At 41.2% G+C, this 16,442-nt stretch carries 23 protein-coding genes and 2 pseudogenes; 18 read left to right on the forward strand and 7 right to left on the reverse strand.

Annotated elements, in window-relative coordinates:
* Window positions 1-141 precede the first annotated feature (141 nt).
* Window positions 142-1,014 carry an acyl-CoA thioesterase gene (locus tag HUN22_RS01365; protein ID WP_057105665.1) on the forward strand — a complete coding sequence of 291 codons (873 nt, stop codon included), beginning with the start codon at window positions 142-144 and terminating at the stop codon, window positions 1,012-1,014.
* A gap of 109 nt (window positions 1,015-1,123) precedes the next feature.
* On the forward strand, window positions 1,124-2,389 hold the full coding sequence (locus HUN22_RS01370) for a dicarboxylate/amino acid:cation symporter (RefSeq protein WP_174726243.1): 1,266 nt from the start codon (window positions 1,124-1,126) through the stop codon (window positions 2,387-2,389).
* A 48-nt stretch (window positions 2,390-2,437) separates the two neighbouring features.
* Here HUN22_RS01370 and HUN22_RS01375 read toward each other — a convergent pair whose 3' ends face one another.
* The 7 genes and pseudogenes from HUN22_RS01375 to HUN22_RS01405 all read right to left on the reverse strand — a co-directional run bounded on the left by HUN22_RS01375 (window position 2,438) and on the right by HUN22_RS01405 (window position 8,605).
* On the reverse strand, window positions 2,438-3,388 hold the full coding sequence (locus HUN22_RS01375; RefSeq protein WP_174726236.1) for a metal-dependent hydrolase: 951 nt from the start codon (window positions 3,386-3,388) through the stop codon (window positions 2,438-2,440).
* 123 nt (window positions 3,389-3,511) lie between these two features.
* A complete protein-coding gene (yihA, locus tag HUN22_RS01380; RefSeq protein ID WP_031949428.1) occupies window positions 3,512-4,288 on the reverse strand; it encodes a ribosome biogenesis GTP-binding protein YihA/YsxC in 777 nt (258 codons plus the stop codon).
* A gap of 100 nt (window positions 4,289-4,388) precedes the next feature.
* The gene (locus HUN22_RS01385; protein WP_057105663.1) at window positions 4,389-4,826 is read right to left on the reverse strand and encodes an RrF2 family transcriptional regulator; all 438 of its coding nucleotides are present in this window, start codon (window positions 4,824-4,826) and stop codon (window positions 4,389-4,391) included.
* Between the two features lie 88 nt (window positions 4,827-4,914).
* The gene (locus HUN22_RS01390; RefSeq protein ID WP_174726237.1) at window positions 4,915-5,679 is read right to left on the reverse strand and encodes a globin domain-containing protein; all 765 of its coding nucleotides are present in this window, start codon (window positions 5,677-5,679) and stop codon (window positions 4,915-4,917) included.
* Between the two features lie 26 nt (window positions 5,680-5,705).
* Window positions 5,706-5,820 (reverse strand): annotated as a pseudogene (locus HUN22_RS01395) (hypothetical protein).
* A 4-nt stretch (window positions 5,821-5,824) separates the two neighbouring features.
* Window positions 5,825-7,372: a helicase HerA-like domain-containing protein gene (locus HUN22_RS01400; RefSeq protein ID WP_174726238.1), complete on the reverse strand. Its 1,548-nt coding sequence runs from the start codon at window positions 7,370-7,372 to the stop codon at window positions 5,825-5,827.
* Window positions 7,373-7,414: 42 nt separating this feature from the next.
* The gene (locus HUN22_RS01405) at window positions 7,415-8,605 is read right to left on the reverse strand and encodes a PLP-dependent transferase (protein WP_174726239.1); all 1,191 of its coding nucleotides are present in this window, start codon (window positions 8,603-8,605) and stop codon (window positions 7,415-7,417) included.
* A gap of 168 nt (window positions 8,606-8,773) precedes the next feature.
* On the opposite strand from HUN22_RS01405, the gene HUN22_RS01410 reads away from it, so the two are divergent.
* From HUN22_RS01410 to rpsN, 16 genes and pseudogenes are all read left to right on the forward strand, one after another.
* On the forward strand, window positions 8,774-9,502 hold the full coding sequence (locus tag HUN22_RS01410) for a type 1 glutamine amidotransferase (protein WP_016143562.1): 729 nt from the start codon (window positions 8,774-8,776) through the stop codon (window positions 9,500-9,502).
* A 252-nt stretch (window positions 9,503-9,754) separates the two neighbouring features.
* Window positions 9,755-10,066 (forward strand): 30S ribosomal protein S10, encoded by a 312-nt coding sequence (gene rpsJ, locus HUN22_RS01415; protein WP_000070912.1) that lies wholly within the window; start codon window positions 9,755-9,757, stop codon window positions 10,064-10,066.
* A gap of 58 nt (window positions 10,067-10,124) precedes the next feature.
* The gene (rplC, locus tag HUN22_RS01420; protein ID WP_002117051.1) at window positions 10,125-10,763 is read left to right on the forward strand and encodes a 50S ribosomal protein L3; all 639 of its coding nucleotides are present in this window, start codon (window positions 10,125-10,127) and stop codon (window positions 10,761-10,763) included.
* Window positions 10,764-10,774: 11 nt separating this feature from the next.
* The gene (gene rplD, locus HUN22_RS01425) at window positions 10,775-11,377 is read left to right on the forward strand and encodes a 50S ribosomal protein L4 (RefSeq protein WP_002049755.1); all 603 of its coding nucleotides are present in this window, start codon (window positions 10,775-10,777) and stop codon (window positions 11,375-11,377) included.
* Window positions 11,374-11,694, forward strand: a complete 321-nt coding sequence (gene rplW / locus HUN22_RS01430) for a 50S ribosomal protein L23 (RefSeq protein ID WP_002049693.1) — start codon at window positions 11,374-11,376, stop codon at window positions 11,692-11,694. Before rplD ends, rplW begins: the two co-directional genes overlap by 4 nt.
* Before the next feature lie 11 nt (window positions 11,695-11,705).
* Window positions 11,706-12,530 (forward strand): 50S ribosomal protein L2, encoded by an 825-nt coding sequence (rplB, locus tag HUN22_RS01435; RefSeq protein ID WP_002049686.1) that lies wholly within the window; start codon window positions 11,706-11,708, stop codon window positions 12,528-12,530.
* A 13-nt stretch (window positions 12,531-12,543) separates the two neighbouring features.
* Window positions 12,544-12,819: a 30S ribosomal protein S19 gene (rpsS, locus tag HUN22_RS01440; protein ID WP_001138119.1), complete on the forward strand. Its 276-nt coding sequence runs from the start codon at window positions 12,544-12,546 to the stop codon at window positions 12,817-12,819.
* Between the two features lie 11 nt (window positions 12,820-12,830).
* A complete protein-coding gene (gene rplV, locus HUN22_RS01445) occupies window positions 12,831-13,160 on the forward strand; it encodes a 50S ribosomal protein L22 (RefSeq protein ID WP_001982638.1) in 330 nt (109 codons plus the stop codon).
* 1 nt (window position 13,161) lies between these two features.
* Window positions 13,162-13,978, forward strand: a pseudogene (gene rpsC, locus HUN22_RS01450) (30S ribosomal protein S3).
* Complete coding sequence (rplP, locus tag HUN22_RS01455) at window positions 13,918-14,331, forward strand: 50S ribosomal protein L16 (protein WP_002049688.1); 414 nt, start codon at window positions 13,918-13,920, stop codon at window positions 14,329-14,331. Before rpsC ends, rplP begins: the two are co-directional and overlap by 61 nt.
* The gene (rpmC, locus tag HUN22_RS01460; protein ID WP_000849928.1) at window positions 14,331-14,528 is read left to right on the forward strand and encodes a 50S ribosomal protein L29; all 198 of its coding nucleotides are present in this window, start codon (window positions 14,331-14,333) and stop codon (window positions 14,526-14,528) included. The genes rplP and rpmC overlap by 1 nt, the downstream gene beginning before the upstream one ends.
* Window positions 14,525-14,782, forward strand: coding sequence for a 30S ribosomal protein S17 (gene rpsQ, locus HUN22_RS01465; protein WP_001291845.1), 258 nt, complete (start codon window positions 14,525-14,527; stop codon window positions 14,780-14,782). Before rpmC ends, rpsQ begins: the two co-directional genes overlap by 4 nt.
* A 92-nt stretch (window positions 14,783-14,874) precedes the next feature.
* Window positions 14,875-15,243: a 50S ribosomal protein L14 gene (rplN, locus tag HUN22_RS01470; RefSeq protein WP_001982634.1), complete on the forward strand. Its 369-nt coding sequence runs from the start codon at window positions 14,875-14,877 to the stop codon at window positions 15,241-15,243.
* Window positions 15,244-15,252: 9 nt separating this feature from the next.
* The gene (gene rplX / locus HUN22_RS01475) at window positions 15,253-15,570 is read left to right on the forward strand and encodes a 50S ribosomal protein L24 (RefSeq protein WP_002116820.1); all 318 of its coding nucleotides are present in this window, start codon (window positions 15,253-15,255) and stop codon (window positions 15,568-15,570) included.
* A 15-nt stretch (window positions 15,571-15,585) separates the two neighbouring features.
* A complete protein-coding gene (rplE, locus tag HUN22_RS01480) occupies window positions 15,586-16,122 on the forward strand; it encodes a 50S ribosomal protein L5 (RefSeq protein WP_002116961.1) in 537 nt (178 codons plus the stop codon).
* Window positions 16,123-16,131: 9 nt separating this feature from the next.
* Window positions 16,132-16,437 carry a 30S ribosomal protein S14 gene (gene rpsN, locus HUN22_RS01485; protein WP_002049689.1) on the forward strand — a complete coding sequence of 102 codons (306 nt, stop codon included), beginning with the start codon at window positions 16,132-16,134 and terminating at the stop codon, window positions 16,435-16,437.
* Window positions 16,438-16,442: the final 5 nt, after the last annotated feature.

Genomic DNA, 16,442 nt, shown 5'->3' on the forward strand with positions numbered 1-16,442 from the left:
CGTATTTTTAGCTGTTATATCAGCAATGTTCGCTATAAGTTGACTGATTGTTCCATGTTCAAATAGTTTTTTATGGCACAATAGATTCTACACATCTGTACTTTAATACGATTTTTTACCTGAAATATGAAGGTATCTCTCATGAATGCGTTAACCCAAGAACTTGTCGATCTTCTCACTTTAGAAAAGCTAGAAGAAAATATTTACCGTGGCATAAGCCGTAATCTTGTCGGTAAACGTGTCTTTGGTGGACAGGTTTTGGGTCAGGCTTTACGTGCGGCATCTTATACAACCGATCGTCCAGCGCATTCTTTACATGCATATTTTTTATATGGTGGTGATATTAATGCCCCAATTATCTATGAAGTCGACCGTTTAAGGGATGGGAAGAGTTTCGTAAGCCGTCAGGTTCGTGCCATTCAACACGGACGAGTTATATTTTCGGCGATGGTTTCTTTTGCTAACCCCGAAGAAGGCTTGAATTATCAACATCAAGAACCAGAATACCCTGCACCAGAAGCCCTTAAATCTGAAAGTGAACTCAAAGAAGGTATTCTAAACTTCGTACCTGAAAATGTTCGTGCTAGCTTTATGCGTGAGCGTCATGTGGAAATCCGCCCAATTGATCCGGTAAACCCGTTTCAGCCGCAACCTGAAGCTCCTTATAATGCTCACTATATTCGGACCCATGACCGTATTCCAAAACAATTAGATGATATTGCCTTGCATCAAGCGATTGTTGCGTTTTATTCAGACTTTACCTTAATGACAACAGCGTTAAGACCACATGGGCTCAGCTATATTTCTCCAAGTTTACAGTGTGCAAGTATTGATCATGCCATCTATTTTCACCGCCCGCTGCGTGCTGATGAATGGATGCTTTATGATATGGAAGCAACAGTCAGCGCAGCTTCTCGTGGCTTAAACTTTGGCCGTATGTGGCAAAATGGTCAGCTGGTATGTAGTACCGTACAAGAGGGTTTAATTCGTTTGCGGGAAATTGAAACACAATAAATTTATTTATAAAGCCATCTCATCAGATGGCTTTTTTATTTTTAATTGAAGCGATGTGACAAAAAATTGCTCGTATGAAAAGCGAGCTCATGTCATATTTGCAAAAGGACTGCTAACTGAAAAAAATAATGCTGATATGAACTTAAACACACAAATTCTTATTGCTGCCATTTTGGGCCTAGCCTTTGGTTTTATATTAACGCTATATCCCGATACTGCGTTTGTAAAACATAGTTTATATGGGTTGGGCATATTAAGTAGTGTCTTTATTGGGCTGCTTAAAATGTTGTTGGTGCCCTTAATTTTTAGTTCGATTGTTGTGGGGGTGTCGAATTTGCAGGCGGGAGGGCAGTTAGGTCCAGTCTGGAAAATTACCTTTTTATGTTGTTTGACCACAACAACATTGGCTTTAATTTTGGGTATAAGTTGTGCTCATCTATTTGAAGTAGGGCGCGGTATAGATATCTCTATTTTCCAAACATCTATGCAAAATTATCAGGCACCTGATAGTTTAAACCCTGCAAGTTTTTTCACTAATTTTATTCAAAATACATTAATCAACCCATTTAAAGCCTTTAGCGACGGTAACGTTTTAGCTGTTGTGGTATTTGCCCTATTTGTTGGTGTGGCTTTAGTCCATGGCGGTGAGCGTTTCAAAAGTGTTCGCTTATTAAGTCATCAGTTTTTTGAAATAATGATGATGCTAGTCGGCTGGGTAATGAAGCTAGCACCTTTGGGTATTTTTGCGTTATTAGCAAAGTTAATGGCAACGGAAGATATTTCAGTACTAAGCCGTTTGGCTGAGTTTGCTGTTGTAGTGACGGGGACTACCATTTTTCATGGTGCTGTTGTTTTGCCGCTATTACTTTGGATTTTTGGCCGTATGAGTCCTTGGACTTTTTTCAAAGGAACACGTACAGCGCTAATTACTGCATTTGCAACCAGTTCTAGCTCTGCCACGATGCCACTTAGTATGAAATGCGCACAGGAAAACTTAGGCGTTCGTCCTCAAACAGCGGGGTTCGTAATTCCTTTAGGCACGCAGCTTAATATGGATGGTACGGCACTATATGAAGCGGCAGCTGCATTGTTTGTGGCAAATTTGGTGGGGCTAGATTTAAACCTGACACAACAAATTATCGTGTGCTTAACAGCAATGATTGCATCACTCGGTGCGCCAGGAATACCTAGCGCGGGCATGGTCACTATGATTATGGTTTTACAATCTGTGGGTTTGCCAGCTGAGGCAATTGCAATTTTACTTCCGATTGACCGTTTGTTAGATACAGTCAGAACAGTGGTAAATGTGCAGGGCGATATGATGATTAGTGTGGTTGTAGACCGTTATACGAAAGATAAAGATATCAGTGTCTAACTATCTATAGATTAAAAAAAGCAGGATTTTAAATCCTGCTTTTTTATTTTAAGCGGCTTGAAGCTCTGCTCTTTTTGCTGCTGGAGATTGGGATAAATAACTTACCGCATCTTCAGTGCTGCCTTCTTTAACTGGATCATACCAAGGCATGAGGTAATCAATTTGTTGGGCAATCAGCCAAAATGGATTTGGTAAAACCTGATTGTCTTTTCGGCTAATTTTATACCACTCTACAGCAACCCATACTGGGAAAAATCTGGATTTAGCAGCATCAGCAAAACGTGGATCTTGTTTCATAATATGCGCAGCGCCATCTACCCATAATCCAAGCACCAGTACAATCACTACAAGGCTTAAATAGTAGCGTGGAATATATCCACCACCCAAATGGCGGTATAAATCAAAAGCTACGGTACGGTGTTCAATTTCTTCTGAACCATGCCATTTAACTAAATCGACCATTTCAGGGTCAGCACCTAATTCTTCCCAACGTTTGTTGTAGAGTGCATATTTCCCTAACACACAGGTCATATGCTCAACAGTTGCAATAACGCCTAAACGGAAAAGATCCCATTGCTCTTGTAGAAATTGAGGGACTTCTTTATCAAAAGGTTTATCTGCTAAGGCGGTGGTAAATAGATAATTCATAATGTCCAGATTTCTCTGGATATCAATATTACGTGCGCTTAAATATTCTTTGTTTGCAGAGCTGTGGGCATTGGCATGCATAGCTTCTTGGCGGATAAATGCTTGTACATCCTGTTTAAGTTTTTCGTCTTTAATTTGCGGTAAAACTTTATTGTACAAACGGCAAAACCAGAATTCTCCGGCAGGTAAAATGTTATTAATTTCATTAATAAAATAACTTGCGAAAGGCTGATTTGGAATCCAGTCAACAGGGGTATCTTTCCAGTCAAATTTTACTTTACGTGGAAGAATTTTATAGTCAATAGAAGAACCTAAAGCCTTGTTCTTCAAAAAAGATAACAATTTCATCATTTAGTCCTGATTTTTAACTCGATGAAGTTATAACGAGTATAAAAAAAGCCCCTACGTTTGTGTTTAGCAATAGGGGACAATTGAGTATAAATTTAATGAAGAAATTGTATCTGCTATGACAATTTAGCTTTCTGCATCCTCATCTGTGGCTTCAGGAATCGCATCGACATCAAATTCCGGCTCTTGATCAAGCGTAAAATGTAGTCGTCCAGCCATAACACTGGCTAGTTCTTCTAAACCTAATTTATTAAGTGATGAGAAAAGTTGAATCGAGAAATCAAGCTTCATTTTTTTCAGCTGTTGCTTAACTTCTAAGAGTACTTTGTTTGCTGGACCACGATTAAGTTTGTCCGCTTTTGTTAGAAGGATATGAACAAAAAGATGACGTGAATAAGCCCACTCTAGCATCATCATATCGAAGTGCTGTAGAGGATGGCGAATATCCATAAGTAATACTAAGCCTTGTAAGCTTTTACGATGGATTAAATAGTTCTCTAGCTCTTTTTGCCATACTCGTTTCATGTCTTCAGGTACAGCTGCATAGCCATAGCCGGGAAGGTCGACTAAACGCTGATCAGGATTACCTAGGCTGAAGAAGTTAATCATCTGAGTACGGCCAGGTTTTTTAGAGGCACGTGCGAGCTGTTTTTTATTGGTCAAGGCATTAATGGCACTGGACTTACCAGCATTTGAGCGTCCTGCAAAAGCAATCTCGTAGCCACTATCTTCAACACAAAGTGCCAATTTAGGTGCACTCATTAGAAACTCAGCTTGGCGTAACCAGTTTAGTGATTGCACAGCGTAGGCTGTGATCGCCGGATCTGGGGCTTTTTCATAGCTGATCTTTTGCTTGGGTGCGAGTCTGGCTTTGGTGTCTTTCGATTTTTCACTACGACGCATAAAAAATAACTTTTTAAATGAGAGGGCTCGCGCCTAGTATAAAGGAGCTTGGGTATTCTTGCTAATTTTCAATAAATCAACTTATCAAAATCAGTAGAGGTCAGATTTGTAAAAATGCAATAGGGGAGTTGGCAGGAGCAGATTTTGATTGCTGCAAAACTTCTCCGAGTGTGTATTGGTCTAGGCTTTGATAAAAGCTCTCTAAAGCCTGATCTAAAATACCTTTTAAACCACAGTGACTGCGTAATACGCAAGGTGGTGTATTGCATTCAACGATTTGATTGTCGCCCTGTAATATTCGAACAATTGAGCCTAAATTTGAGTTAAGTGCATCTGGATTTAAGCGAATTCCTCCACCTTTTCCACGAATGGTAATAATCCATTCCTGCTTGCCCATGAAATGAACAACTTTAACTAAATGGTTTTGTGAAACATGCAAATCTTTCGCGATTTCTGCAATCGTGTAGGGTGCATCACTGGGGCGTGCAACATACATTAATATTCGTAATGCATAATCGGTAAATTTATTAAGCTGCATGATCACCAAAAATGGAAGAGAATAAAAAGGATGATCATCTTAGCCTGAAAGTTTAAATAAGAAAACTTTCAGGCTAGAGGTTTTTACATTACAGCGTTAAAGGAGCTGAAACCTGCACTTGATCACCCACTCTGTAATGTTCAAGTAAAATATTAGCAACCGAAAACTCAGTATGATTTTCTTCAGACTGCACTTCAAAGTGATACGAATTATTTTCTTGAGCTTCTGTAAATTTAAAAGCTTTCGGTTGTTCAAGCTGTTGCTCGGGAACTTGTACTTTAACTGAAATAAAGGCATTTGCTGGGCTAGTCAGTATGTCCTCATGGTCGGTTGCTTTTAAAGTGAAGCGTTTGCCAGATTCCAAAGGATCAATTTGAGTAATTTCAAATGAACGCCAGCCAGCCCATCCACCTTTTAAGCTCTTAAGTTGTTCATATTTTTGTTTTTCAACACCAATCAAGATATCTGCCAACTGTAAGTATGCTTGCTTCCACGCCTCGATAAGTTCTGATTCAAATGGCACATTGAGTACTTCACTAATTGAATGAAGTAGGTTGTCACCAACAATTGCATATTGGTCAGGTTGAATATCTAAGCTCACGTGTTTAGTAGTGATGCGTTCAACAGCTTTAGCTAGAACAGTGGGGTTTTCAATATTTTCTGCATAAGCAAGTACAGCAGCTGCAAGTGCGCGCGGCTGACGTAAGCTGGTTTGGTCATCTAAATTAAAAACATTTTTTAATTCGGGATTGTTATTAAGCATGCGCTTATAAAAGTATGTAGTCAGCGTAACACCGTGTTCACGTAAAACTGGGACAGTAGATTTAACAAGTTCAATTTGTTGTGGAGTCATGGCTAGACCTTATTTATCTGGCTATATTAAATGTATTTAAAATACATCTTTAAAAAATTAATGGCAATAACTTTTTCATAAAAACCATAAAAAAAATAGGGGATATAAAATCCCCCTAAAATTAAAGCAATTTTTTTTAATATTTTTATTTACCGAATAAAGAGCCGAGCAAGCCTCTTACGAGTTTTTGTCCCGTACTTCCTCCTAAGCTTCGTGCAGCACTTTTTGCAAAAGTTCCGACAATGTCTTGGGTGAGCTTGGCTCTTTCACGGGCTGCTCGTTCTTCCTCTTTAAGTTGTTCACGTGCCAAACGTTCCTGCTCTTTAGCTTGCTGTTTTGCTAAAGTTTCTTGTTCTTTTGCTTGTTGTTTAGCAAGTTCAGCATTTTGTTGCTGCTGTTCACGTTCAGCAACTTTATTTTGTAGCATTTCATAGGCACTATCACGATCTACAGCTTGTTCATAAACTCCAGCAATAATACTTTGCGAGATTAGAGTCTGACGCTCTTCTGTAGTGATAGGTGTAAATGAAGAGTAGGGAGGCATAACCCAGCCACGTTCTACAATCTGTGGCGTACCTTGCTCATCTAAGCAGCTAATGAGTGCCTCACCAACACCAAGTTCGGTAATCGCTTCATCAACTTTAAAGTTTGGATTGGCCCGGAAAGTATCTGCTGCAGTTTTTACCGCTTTTTGATCTTTAGGGGTGAATGCACGTAATGCATGTTGAACGCGATTACCAAGTTGCCCCAGAACACTTTCAGGTAAATCGAGTGGGTTTTGAGTAATAAAGTAGATACCTACTCCTTTAGAGCGGATTAAACGTACAACTTGCTCAATCTTATCTTGGAGTGCTTGACTGGCATTATCAAATAACAAGTGAGCTTCATCAAAGAAAAACACGAGTTTAGGCTTATCCATATCACCGACTTCTGGTAGCTGTTCAAATAGCTCTGAAAGCATCCATAAAAGGAAAGTGGCATATAGCTTTGGTGTATTCATCAGCTTGTCGGCAGCAAGAATATTGATATAGCCATGTCCGTTTGCATCGGTTTGAATAAAATCTAAAATATTTAAAGCAGGTTCACCAAAAAATTGCTCTCCACCTTGGTCGGCAAGGGCTAGTAAATTGCGTTGAATAGCACCTAGGCTTGCTGGGGATAAATTGCCATATTCTGCTTTAAACTCGGCTGCATGTTCACTCACAAAAGTGATCATGGCTTTTAAATCTTTAAAGTCGACTAAAAGTAACCCTTGGTCATCTGCAATACGGAATACAGCAGAGAGCACACCTTCTTGGGTATCATTTAAGTTTAGTATGCGTGCTAATAAAATTGGCCCAATTTCAGAAATAGTGGTTCGGATAGGATGACCTTGCTGACCAAATAAATCCCAAAAAACAACTGGATTGGCTGCGAAAGGAACACTATCAATTTGCAAAAGCTTTAGTCGCTCATTAAATTTATCAGAAGCTTCTCCCGCTTTTGCGAGGCTCGAAACATCGCCTTTAGCATCGGCAAGAAATACCGGCACACCGATTCGAGAGAAACTCTCTGCTAGAACTTTTAACGTAACTGTTTTACCTGTACCTGTGGCGCCTGCAATAAGTCCATGACGGTTAGCAAACTGGGAAAGCAAAACAATTTCTTTTGATGTGTCATTAATATTTTTAGCAATAACAATCGGTGTACCCATATATTTTTATCCTACGGTTTGAGTCACTATAATGTTGTCGTTTTACAGTTGTTTCAGTGCATTTTCGATATCTTGTATCAAATCTTGCGGATCTTCTAGTCCTATACAGAATCGAACCAATAATCCTTGTTGTAAATGTGTATTCTCAAGTTTTCTCATCATTTTTAAATCGTAAAGCATAATCAGACTAACGGGTCCACCCCAGCTAAAGCCGAGCTTAAATAACTCTAATGCATCGCAGAAACGACGTATTGCTGTAATGTCATATTCAGGTTTAAAAATAACACTCACTAAGCCAGCACTTTGACCGGTGGTGCAGATTTCTTGCCAGTATTGATGGCCTGGGGCGTTCTCATCGCTTGGATGTAGAACTTGTGCAAATTGAGGTTGGTTCTTTAGCCATTTAAGTAATATTTGTGCATTAGCTGACTGTTGTTCATAGCGTAAAGACATATGAGCAAGGCTGCGTTGAACTTGAGCCGCATCGTCTCCCGAAACTGCAATACCTAAAATGGCGTGTGTACGGAATAAGCGGTGATGCAGTTTTTCATCACGAGTTACAATGCTGCCCATTAAGATGTCACCACCCCCGCTTGGATATTTGGTAAGTGCGTGAACGGTTAGGTCGACTGATAAATGTTCATCAGAAAAATTAAAAGCATTAAACGCAAGCCCAGCTCCCCAAGTGTTATCTAGAGCCGTCAATACACCATGTTTTTTAGCTTTTTTGACTAGATTTTTAAGATCAGGGAATTCTAAAGTAACCGAACCTGCAGCTTCTAGCCATAGTAGTTTACTTCTGTCGGTTGGCTGAAAGCTTGATGCATCAATGGGGTTGTATACTTTAACTATAATGCCATACTGACTTTGTAGATAATTTAAATGTTCTAGATTTGGTCCGTAAATATTGTCTGGAACCCATACTTCATCATTGGTGCTCAAAAACGTTGAGTTCACAATATTAATTGCGGATAAACCACTCGGTGCAAGTAAACAATGCAAACCACCCTCAATTTGCGCAATATTGTCGCCTAGTGTGAAGGTGGTAGGAGTGCCATGTGTCCCATAACTATAGTCATAAGGGTCAGTCCAATGACGATCAAAAAGGTGCGAAGTTGATTTGAAAATAATGGTTGATGCGCGAAATAGGGGAGGTTGCACTGTTTCAATGAATTGTGGAGCCTTTCTTGGGGCATGAATGAGACGAGTCTGGAAATCGTTATGCTTTTTCATAGTGCGTTATGTTTTAAATGATAAAGTTAGATTAAGAGAAATTTAAACTATTCGCTAGATTTATAAAGTTTTGTAAGATGTTTCGTTACAGTCGACCCATAAAACAAAAACTTGGCTTTATTTTTGCAAAGACCTCTACAACATTCTAACAACAATAGGTTTAAGCGCATGAAGTCGCATTTAAGAGTTCATTATTTTCAACATATCGCTGGTGAAGGCTTTGGAAGTTGTTATTCATTTTTGAAAGCTCACCATGCGACTATTAGTTCTACGGAGTTTTTTGCACTTCCTGTCGATCGGTCACTTGAAATTGAAGCTTTACCCCGAATTGATGAAGTTGACTTGTTATTGGTCATGGGGGGTACCATGAGTGTAAATGACGAGGCTAATTATCCATGGCTTAAGATTGAGAAAAGATGGTTACGTCGTTATTTGGCAGCAGGGAAGCCGGCTATAGGCCTTTGCTTGGGTGGGCAGTTAATTGCTAATGCATTAGGGGCGGCAGTCAGTCGAAACCGCTATCAGGAGCTTGGATGGTCGACAGTTCAAAGAGTAGCAAACCTGCCCCAAGACAGTTTCCCATTACCTGAAAAAATAAAGGTGATGCAGTGGCACAGTGAAACATTTGAAATACCGAAAGGTGCCATACACTTAGCGGAGAATATAGCTTGTCGCAATCAGATGTATCAAATTGGGAAAAATGTGTTGGGCTTTCAATTCCATCCAGAGATGACACCTGCGACTTTAAAACTCTTGCTTGAAAATGAAGAGGAGCTATCTATTTTTAATGGAGAATATGTTCAATCTGCTAGTGAACTACAATATTCGGAAGCGCAAAAATTTGAACAAGGTAATCAACTCTTAAATAAAGCGATTGAATTTGTCATAAATGCTTAAATGATTTATCAATGCTAGGTTAAAGCACGTTTTGAACAAAAAATAGAAAAAGAGAATTGCATAAGACTTAAACAATCGTTATAATGGGCGACCCTCAAAAGGAGGGGCATTTACTGCGAAGAAAGTAGTAAATGTGCATTACAGTCATGGCATCGATCATGACCTTAGTGATTTTCACTGCCTTTGACACTTACCAATGGGTGAGATGCGTCAAGGGTGATTCTTTATATGTTTGGCTTGGAGTTTACTGGTATGTCTAACCAGAGAATTCGTATCCGTTTGAAGTCTTTTGATCATCGTCTGATTGATCAATCTGCTCAAGAGATCGTAGAAACCGCTAAGCGTACTGGCGCACAAGTTTGTGGTCCAATTCCGATGCCTACTCGCATCGAACGCTTCAACGTTCTTACTTCACCGCACGTTAACAAAGATGCGCGTGACCAGTACGAAATCCGCACCTATAAACGTTTGATCGACATCGTTCAACCTACAGATAAAACTGTTGATGCATTGATGAAATTAGATCTTGCGGCTGGTGTTGATGTTCAGATCGCTTTGGGTTAAGGCTTTCGGTTGATTAACTTCTAAGTTAATTAGGCCGCTTTTTTAGAGGTTTATGCACATGGCTATTGGTTTAGTCGGTCGCAAATGTGGTATGACTCGCATCTTTACAGATGCAGGTGTTTCTGTACCTGTTACAGTCATCGAAGTCGATCCAAACCGCATTACGCAAATCAAAACACTTGAAACTGATGGTTATCAAGCTGTTCAAGTAACTACTGGTGAACGTCGCGAATCTCGCGTAACTAATGCTCAGAAAGGTCACTTCGCGAAAGCTGGTGTTGCTGCTGGTCGTTTGGTTAAAGAGTTCCGTGTTACTGAAGCTGAGCTTGAAGGTCGTGAAGTTGGCGGCACTATTGGCGTTGATTTGTTCACAGTTGGTCAAGTAGTTGACGTAACTGGTCAATCAAAAGGTAAAGGTTTCCAAGGTGGTGTTAAACGTTGGAACTTCCGTACCCAAGACGCTACTCACGGTAACTCAGTTTCTCACCGTGTATTAGGTTCTACAGGTCAAAACCAGACTCCTGGACGCGTGTTCAAAGGCAAGAAAATGGCTGGTCACTTAGGTGACGAACGCGTAACAGTACAAGGTCTTGAAATCGTATCTATTGACGCTGAACGTTCTGTTTTAGTTGTTAAAGGTGCAATTCCTGGTGCAACTGGCGGCGACGTGATTGTACGTCCTACCATCAAGGCCTGAGGGGAAATACCGTGAATTTGAAAACTGTTTCCGGCTCTGCTGTTGAATTGTCTGAAGTTGCTTTCGGACGTGAATTTAACGAAGCTCTTGTACACCAAGTTGTTACTGCTTACTTAGCAGGTGGTCGTCAAGGTACTCGTGCTCAGAAATCACGTGCAGACGTTTCTGGCGGTGGTAAAAAGCCATTCCGTCAAAAAGGTACTGGTCGTGCTCGTGCGGGTTCTATTCGTAGCCCTATCTGGGTTGGCGGTGGTAAAACTTTTGCTGCTCGTCCACAAGATTGGTCTCAAAAAGTAAACCGTAAGATGTACCGCGGTGCAATGCAATGTATCTTAGCTGAACTTGTTCGCCAAGATCGTCTTGTATTAGTTGAAGAGTTTGCTGTTGCAGCTCCAAAAACTAAAGAATTGCTTGCAAAGCTTAACGACTTAAATGCTGCTCGTGCATTAATCGTTACTGACGCTGTAGATGAGAACTTATATCTTGCAGCACGCAACCTTCCGCATGTAGATGTGGTAGATGCAACTGCAATCGATCCTGTAAGCTTGATCGCGTTTGATAAAGTTGTGATGTCTGTAGCTGCTGCTAAGAAAATTGAGGTAGAACTCGGATGAACAACGAACGTATCTATCAAGTCCTTAAAGGACCAGTCTTCTCAGAAAAGGCACAAGTATTAGGTGATACTGTTGGTGTTCAAGTATTTAAAGTAGACATCAATGCTACTAAACTTGAAATCAAAAAAGCAGTTGAAAAACTTTTTGGTGTAGAAGTTGTTAAAGTTAACACAACTATTACTAAAGGTAAGACTAAGCGCTTTGGTCGTACATTGGGACGCCGTTCTGATGTTAAAAAAGCATACGTCACCCTGAAAGCTGGCCAAGATGTTGAAATGGCTGACTTGGGCGATACCGCTGAAAGCGCAGCGGAATAAGGACGAAAATTATGCCGATTCAAAAATGTAAGCCAACGTCTCCAGGACGTCGCTTTGTAGAGAAAGTGGTTCATGACCATCTTCACAAAGGCGCTCCTTACGCACCGTTGGTTGAAGCTAAAAAACGTACTGGTGGTCGTAATAACAACGGTCACATTACTACTCGTCACGTTGGTGGTGGTCATAAACAACACTACCGTATTGTTGACTTCAAACGTAACAAAGACAGCATTCCAGCTGTTGTAGAGCGTATTGAATACGATCCAAACCGTACAGCACATATTGCTTTATTGAAATATGCTGATGGTGAGCGTCGTTATATCATCGCACCTAAAGGCTTACGTGCTGGCGATAAAGTACAATCTGGTAACGATGCTCCAATTCGTCCAGGTAACTGCTTGCCACTTCGTAATATGCCGATCGGTTCTACACTTCATAACGTTGAACTTAAAATTGGTAAGGGTGCGCAATTAGCGCGTTCTGCTGGTGCTTCTGTTCAGTTATTGGGTCGTGATGGTTCTTACGCAATTATTCGTCTTCGTTCAGGCGAAATGCGTAAAGTACATGTTGAATGCCGCGCTGTAATTGGTGAAGTTTCTAACCAAGAAAACAACCTTCGTTCATTGGGTAAAGCTGGTGCTTCGCGCTGGCGTGGTGTTCGTCCTACCGTACGTGGTATGGCGATGAACCCAATTGATCACCCGCACGGTGGTGGTGAAGGGCGTAACAAAGGTATTCAACCTGTAAGCCCATGGGGTCAAAAAGCTAAAGGGTACAAGACACGTACCAATAAGCGTACGACTAAGATGATTATTCGCGACCGTCGCGTCAAGTAAAGGAATCTGACTAATGCCTCGTTCTCTGAAAAAAGGCCCATTCGTCGATGCGCACTTGTTCGCTAAGGTTGAAGCGGCTGTTGCTAGTAACTCTCGCAAGCCGATTAAAACTTGGTCTCGTCGTTCGATGATCCTTCCAGATTTTGTTGGTTTAACAATTTCTGTTCATAATGGTCGTAACCACGTTCCAGTAATTGTTACTGAGCATATGGTTGGTCATAAACTCGGTGAATTCGCGCCAACTCGTACCTATCGTGGTCACGGTGTTGACAAGAAATCTAAACGTTAATAGGTGTCATGATGGAAGTAACTGCTAAATTACGCGGTGCCGCTATCTCGGCACAGAAAGCACGTTTGGTTGCAGATCTTATTCGCGGCAAATCTGTTGCGCATGCTTTAAATATCTTAAACTTCAGCAATAAAAAAGCTGCTGTTTTAGTGAAAAAAGCATTGGAATCTGCGATTGCAAACGCTGAACACAATAACAGTTTAGATGTTGACGATCTTAAAGTATCTACGATTTACGTTGACGAAGGCATGAGCCTTAAGCGTATTATGCCACGTGCTAAAGGCCGTGCAGATCGTATTACTAAGCGTACTTGTCACATCACCGTTAAGGTAGGGGTTTGATATGGGTCAGAAGGTTCATCCAATCGGTATCCGCCTAGGTGTTGTGAAACGTCATAACGCTAACTGGTATGCGAATCCGAAACAATACGCTGAATACTTGCTTAAAGATCTTCAAGTTCGTGAGTTTTTAACTAAAAAACTTAAGAATGCGATGGTAAGCAATATTCTTATCGAACGTCCATCAGGTGCTGCTAAAGTAACAATTAGCACAGCTCGTCCTGGTATCGTAATCGGTAAAAAAGGCGAAGATATTGAGAAATTACAGCGCGAACTTACCAGCATTATGGGTGTTCCTGCGCAAGTAAGTATCAACGAAATTGATCGCCCAGACTTAGATGCGCGTTTAGTTGCTGAAGCAATCGCTTCTCAATTAGAAAAGCGTGTGATGTTCCGTCGTGCTATGAAGCGTGCGGTTCAAAACACTATGCGTGCTGGTGCTAAAGGTATCAAAGTTGAAGTGTCTGGCCGTTTAGGTGGTGCAGAGATTGCTCGTACAGAATGGTATCGTGAAGGTCGTGTACCTTTACATACGTTACGTGCAGACATTGACTATGCAACTATGCGTGCAGAAACAACTTACGGTACGATTGGTGTTAAAGTTTGGATTTTCCGTGGCGAGATTTTAGGTGGCATGAAACAAGTCATGAACCCTGCTCCTGCTGAAGATCGTCCAGCTAAACGTGGTCGTGGTCGTGGTGAAGGTCAAGAGCGTCGTGGTCGTCGCGGTGACCGTGCTGCTGACAAGGGAGAATAATCCATGTTGCAACCTAAACGTACCAAATTCCGTAAGGTGCACAAAGGCCGTAATACTGGTCTAGCGCATCGTGGTAGTACAGTATCATTTGGTTCGATTGCAATTAAAGCAACTGAACGTGGTCGTATGACTGCTCGTCAGATTGAAGCTGCACGTCGTACTATTAGCCGCCGTATTAAGCGTGGTGGTAAAATCTTTATTCGCGTATTCCCGGATAAACCAATTACTCAAAAGCCTCTTGAAGTGCGTATGGGTAAAGGTAAGGGTAGCGTGGAGTACTGGGTTTGCCAGATCCAACCAGGTAAGATCCTGTACGAAATTGAAGGTGTGAACGAAGAATTAGCGCGTGAAGCATTTGCTTTAGCTGCTGCTAAACTTCCGTTTAAAACCACTATCGTGACTCGGACGGTAATGTAATGAAAACTAAAGATCTACGTGAAAAATCGGTAGAAGAGTTGAAAGCTTTGCTTGATGAGCAACAGCTTAATCAATTCCGTCTTCGTATGGCGAAAGCAACTGGTCAGTTGGGTAAATCGCATGAAGTGCAAGTTGCTCGTAAGACAATTGCTCGTATTAAGACACTCCTTACCGAAAAACAGGGGAACGGACAATGAGTGAAAAAACAGTCCGCACGTTAACCGGCAAAGTAGTAAGCGACAAAATGGACAAGTCTATTGTTGTTCTTATCGAACGCCGCGTTCAACACCCGTTGTATGGCAAGTCAATTCGCCGTTCAACTAAGTTACACGCTCATGATGAAAACAACGTTGCTAAAATTGGTGATGTTGTGACCATTAAAGAAAGCCGCCCAATTTCTAAAACTAAAGCTTGGACTTTAGTGGAAGTAGTTGAAGCAGCTGCTGAGTAATTCGACGTTCTTGTTGCATCATCGGTCAATTTCGAGTACTCTTTGAGCCTTTCGAAATTGTGACCGGTGATGCTCGGTTTTGGAGTAGGGCAATGATTCAAACCGAAACTATGCTCGACGTAGCAGACAACAGTGGTGCTCGCCGCGTACAATGTATTAAAGTACTTGGTGGTTCACATCGTCGTTATGCTTCTGTTGGCGACATTATTAAAGTTACTGTAAAAGAAGCAATCCCACGCGCACGTGTTAAAAAAGGTGACGTGATGAATGCGGTTGTAGTTCGTACTAAATTCGGCATTCGTCGTCCAGATGGTTCTGTGATCCGTTTTGATGATAATGCTGCAGTTATCCTGAACAACAACAAAGCTCCGATTGCTACTCGTATCTTCGGACCAGTGACTCGTGAACTTCGTACTGAACAGTTCATGAAAATCATTTCATTGGCTCCTGAAGTTCTATAAGAGGCAATCATGGCTAAGATTAAAAAAGGCGATCAAGTTATCGTGATCGCAGGTAAAGAAAAAGGCAAACAGGGTACTGTATTGTCTGTTTCTGAAGACCGCGTTAAGGTTGAAGGCCTTAACTTAGTGAAGAAGCATCAAAAGCCGAATCGTGTAACTGGCGCTGAAGGCGGTATCGTTACTCAAGAAGCTTCGCTTCATATTTCAAACGTGGCAATTTTAAATGCTACAACCCAGAAGGCTGACCGTGTTGGTTACCAAGTGATTGATGGCGTGAAAACTCGCGTTTATAAATCAAATGGTGAATCAGTGGCGGTAGCGAAGTAATAGGTTGAAAAGGCAATGGCCAGACTTAAAGCACGTTACAACGAAGAACTTAAAGCGAAGTTACAAGAAGAACTTAGCATTAAGAACGTGATGGAAATTCCACGCATCACAAAAATTACCCTAAATATGGGTGTAGGCGCAGCTGCAACTGATAAGAAATTATTAGATGGCGCTGTAGTCGACATGCAATTAATTGCTGGTCAAAAACCAGTAATTACACTTGCTCGTAAATCTATCGCTGGTTTCAAAATCCGTGATGGTTGGCCGATTGGTTGTAAAGTTACTTTACGTGGCGACCAAATGTACGAATTCTTGGACCGTTTGATCTCGATCGCAATCCCTCGTATCCGTGACTTCCGTGGTTTCTCTTCGAAATCATTTGATGGTCGTGGTAACTACTCAATGGGTTTGAAAGAGCAAATCGTTTTCCCTGAAATCGATTTCGATAAGATTGATCGTATTCGTGGTATGGATATTACTATTACTACGACTGCTCGCACCGATGACGAAGGCCGTGCGCTTATGCGTGCATTCGGCTTCCCGTTCAAATAAGAGGTCGATATGGCTAAGAAAGGTATGATTAATCGCGAATTGAAACGCGAAAAAACAGTTGCTAAATACGCTGCAAAACGTGCTGAATTAAAAGCTACAATTGCAAACGTAAACGCAAGTGAAGAAGAGCGTTTCGAAGCGATGTTAAAGTTACAAGCATTGCCACGTAATGCATCTCCGGTACGTCTTCGTAACCGTTGTGGTTTAACTGGTCGTCCTCATGGTTACTTCCGTAAGTTCGGTTTAAGCCGTAACAAATTACGTGACACAGTAATGCAAGGTGATGTACCAGGCGTTGTTAAGGCAAGCTGGTAAGGAGC

The organism is Acinetobacter lactucae (assembly GCF_013344765.1).
Lineage (GTDB): Bacteria > Pseudomonadota > Gammaproteobacteria > Pseudomonadales > Moraxellaceae > Acinetobacter > Acinetobacter lactucae_A.

What these genes read in the sequence shown, in the direction of transcription:
- HUN22_RS01365 (WP_057105665.1), top strand. Translation starts at nt 142, where the DNA reads ATGAATGCGTTAACCCAAGAACTTGTCGATCTTCTCACTTTAGAAAAG.
- HUN22_RS01375 (WP_174726236.1), bottom strand. Translation starts at nt 3,388, where the DNA reads ATGATGAAATTGTTATCTTTTTTGAAGAACAAGGCTTTAGGTTCTTCT.
- yihA (WP_031949428.1), bottom strand. Translation starts at nt 4,288, where the DNA reads ATGCGTCGTAGTGAAAAATCGAAAGACACCAAAGCCAGACTCGCACCC.
- HUN22_RS01385 (WP_057105663.1), bottom strand. Translation starts at nt 4,826, where the DNA reads ATGCAGCTTAATAAATTTACCGATTATGCATTACGAATATTAATGTAT.
- HUN22_RS01390 (WP_174726237.1), bottom strand. Translation starts at nt 5,679, where the DNA reads ATGACTCCACAACAAATTGAACTTGTTAAATCTACTGTCCCAGTTTTA.
- HUN22_RS01400 (WP_174726238.1), bottom strand. Translation starts at nt 7,372, where the DNA reads ATGGGTACACCGATTGTTATTGCTAAAAATATTAATGACACATCAAAA.
- HUN22_RS01405 (WP_174726239.1), bottom strand. Translation starts at nt 8,605, where the DNA reads ATGAAAAAGCATAACGATTTCCAGACTCGTCTCATTCATGCCCCAAGA.
- HUN22_RS01410 (WP_016143562.1), top strand. Translation starts at nt 8,774, where the DNA reads ATGAAGTCGCATTTAAGAGTTCATTATTTTCAACATATCGCTGGTGAA.
- rpsJ (WP_000070912.1), top strand. Translation starts at nt 9,755, where the DNA reads ATGTCTAACCAGAGAATTCGTATCCGTTTGAAGTCTTTTGATCATCGT.
- rplC (WP_002117051.1), top strand. Translation starts at nt 10,125, where the DNA reads ATGGCTATTGGTTTAGTCGGTCGCAAATGTGGTATGACTCGCATCTTT.
- rplW (WP_002049693.1), top strand. Translation starts at nt 11,374, where the DNA reads ATGAACAACGAACGTATCTATCAAGTCCTTAAAGGACCAGTCTTCTCA.
- rplB (WP_002049686.1), top strand. Translation starts at nt 11,706, where the DNA reads ATGCCGATTCAAAAATGTAAGCCAACGTCTCCAGGACGTCGCTTTGTA.
- rpsS (WP_001138119.1), top strand. Translation starts at nt 12,544, where the DNA reads ATGCCTCGTTCTCTGAAAAAAGGCCCATTCGTCGATGCGCACTTGTTC.
- rplV (WP_001982638.1), top strand. Translation starts at nt 12,831, where the DNA reads ATGGAAGTAACTGCTAAATTACGCGGTGCCGCTATCTCGGCACAGAAA.
- rplP (WP_002049688.1), top strand. Translation starts at nt 13,918, where the DNA reads ATGTTGCAACCTAAACGTACCAAATTCCGTAAGGTGCACAAAGGCCGT.
- rpmC (WP_000849928.1), top strand. Translation starts at nt 14,331, where the DNA reads ATGAAAACTAAAGATCTACGTGAAAAATCGGTAGAAGAGTTGAAAGCT.
- rpsQ (WP_001291845.1), top strand. Translation starts at nt 14,525, where the DNA reads ATGAGTGAAAAAACAGTCCGCACGTTAACCGGCAAAGTAGTAAGCGAC.
- rplN (WP_001982634.1), top strand. Translation starts at nt 14,875, where the DNA reads ATGATTCAAACCGAAACTATGCTCGACGTAGCAGACAACAGTGGTGCT.
- rplX (WP_002116820.1), top strand. Translation starts at nt 15,253, where the DNA reads ATGGCTAAGATTAAAAAAGGCGATCAAGTTATCGTGATCGCAGGTAAA.
- rplE (WP_002116961.1), top strand. Translation starts at nt 15,586, where the DNA reads ATGGCCAGACTTAAAGCACGTTACAACGAAGAACTTAAAGCGAAGTTA.
- rpsN (WP_002049689.1), top strand. Translation starts at nt 16,132, where the DNA reads ATGGCTAAGAAAGGTATGATTAATCGCGAATTGAAACGCGAAAAAACA.